Genomic DNA, 1,995 nt, shown 5'->3' on the forward strand with positions numbered 1-1,995 from the left:
GGGAGTAAGGCGGGATTTGCAATTTTAGCGGGGCGAGGCTACAATCGGCCCGCTATGGAACACACCTTGTCACCGATTGGCGTTGTCGTCGTTTCGTATAATACCGCTCGCTTGTTGCGGCGTTGTCTGGCGTCGTTGCAGGCATGCGCGTTGCCGCTGCGGATTGTCGTGGTGGATAACGGCTCGCGGGATGAGAGCGTCGCGCTGGTACGGCGCGAGTTTCCGGCGGTAACGGTGCGGGAACGGCCTGACAATCCCGGTTATGCCGCCGCGTGCAACGAAGGGATCAGTTTGCTGGCAGATAGCTGCGAGGCGATGTTGGCGCTCAACCCCGACACCGAGGTGTTGCCAGGAGCGATTGAGGCGATGGCGGCGTTCTTGGCCGCTCACCCGCGGGTTGGGGTAGCGGGGCCGCGGTTGCTCAACCCTGATGGCACGCTGCAACGGGCAGCGTTTCGCTTCCCTGATCTGATCACGACGGCGCTCGATCTCTTCCCGCCGGGCGAAGTCTTGCCCGGACGGTTGTACGACTCGTGGTGGCACGGGCGTTACCCGGCTGAACTCGGCACTGAACCCTTCCCGATCGATTATCCGTTGGGGGCGTGCATGCTGGTGCGCAGCGCCACGATTGCTGAGGTTGGCGGCATGGATGAAGGCTACTTCATGTACTGCGAAGAGATCGACTGGTGCCGGCGGATCAAGCAGGCGGGATGGGCGATTTGGCAAGTCCCGGCGGCGCAGGTCATTCACGTAGGCGGGGCGGCGACCGGCCAATTCCGCTGGCGGATGCAGGTGGCGCTGTGGCGGGCGCGGGCGCGCTATATGGCCAAGTTCGCATCGCCGGCAATGCAGCGCGCATACCACCTGCTGGTCGCTGTAGGCATGATCCGGCTGATGGGCAAGGCATGGTTGGCCTACCTCAGCGGCCAGCGCGACCGTGACACCCTGCGCAGCCACATGCTGGCCTACAGCCTGATTCTGGGTGAAACCGGCAGATTCGCACCGATACCGGTTGCGAAGGTGACGCGCTGATGCTATAGTAGCAACTAGAGCAGGCGCTGTCTGGCGGGATAGCCCCTTCTCGAACACTATAGTGTGAATTTCTTTCGCGATTCAAGCCAAACCTTGTGAGGTTGGTTCGCGTGAACATACCGGCGCATTGCTCCGCAACTCGCAATGATCATCTCCGCAACGCAACGTATGCCGATGCTGCTCAGGGTACACAAGCATTGGCTACTGGATTGTTCGCTAGGATTATCACCTTGTGTCTTGCGTGAGCTGGCGCCAATGCATGCTCCGCGCTCCGCCCTCTCCTACATGCAACAGGAGCAGACCAGACAACGATGTACGACCAAAAGCGACCTGATGTCGCGGTCTTCATCGACTTCGAGAACATTTATGTGAGCGTGCGCGACAAGCTCAACGCTACCCCCAATTTCGAAGCGATCATGGACCGCTGCAACGATCTCGGCCGCGTCGTGATTTCACGCGCTTACGCCGACTGGTACCGGTATCCTCGCATTACTAGCGCGCTCTACGCTAACGCCATCGAACCGATTTACGTAGCGACATACTATTACGACAAAGATGCCGGGCGCACCGGGCGCGCAATCAAGAACAGCGTCGATATGAATCTGTGTATCGACGCAATGAAAACGCTCTTTCTCCATCCAAACGTCGGGCGGTTTGTGCTCGTCACCGGCGACCGTGACTTTATTCCGCTGGTGCATAGCATTCGCCAACAGGGCAAAGAGGTCTACATTATCGGCATTGGCGGCGCAGCCAGCACCCATCTCGCCCAAAGCGCCGACGAGTTTGTGTTTTACGAGCAGTTGATTGGCCGCCAGCCGAACGCGAGCGCTGCCGCCACGGCGATTGCCAACCGCGCTACTGAATTGAACCGGGTGATTGAAGCGGCTGAGATAGCAGCCGCGCCGATTGCGCCCGTCGCACCGATTGCACCGGTAGCGCCGGTGGCGCCGGTGGCGCTCGCCG

The 1,995-nt window shown here is 60.4% G+C and carries 2 protein-coding genes; both read left to right on the forward strand.

The annotated features are described in order from the left end of the window. The first annotated feature begins 54 nt into the window (after positions 1–54). Positions 55–1,032, forward strand: a complete 978-nt coding sequence (locus U9R81_RS12375; protein ID WP_322495756.1) for a glycosyltransferase family 2 protein — start codon at positions 55–57, stop codon at positions 1,030–1,032. A 311-nt stretch (positions 1,033–1,343) separates the two neighbouring features. Beyond that, positions 1,344–1,995 (forward strand): NYN domain-containing protein (locus tag U9R81_RS12380; RefSeq protein WP_322495757.1); only part of this gene is annotated, 652 nt, incomplete at its 3' end.

Origin of the sequence: Chloroflexus sp. (assembly GCF_034435895.1) — a bacterium.
Lineage (GTDB): Bacteria > Chloroflexota > Chloroflexia > Chloroflexales > Chloroflexaceae > Chloroflexus.

Bases quoted from the DNA above. Each gene is read 5' to 3' on its own strand.
- U9R81_RS12375 (WP_322495756.1), top strand. From the start codon at position 55: ATGGAACACACCTTGTCACCGATTGGCGTTGTCGTCGTTTCGTATAAT.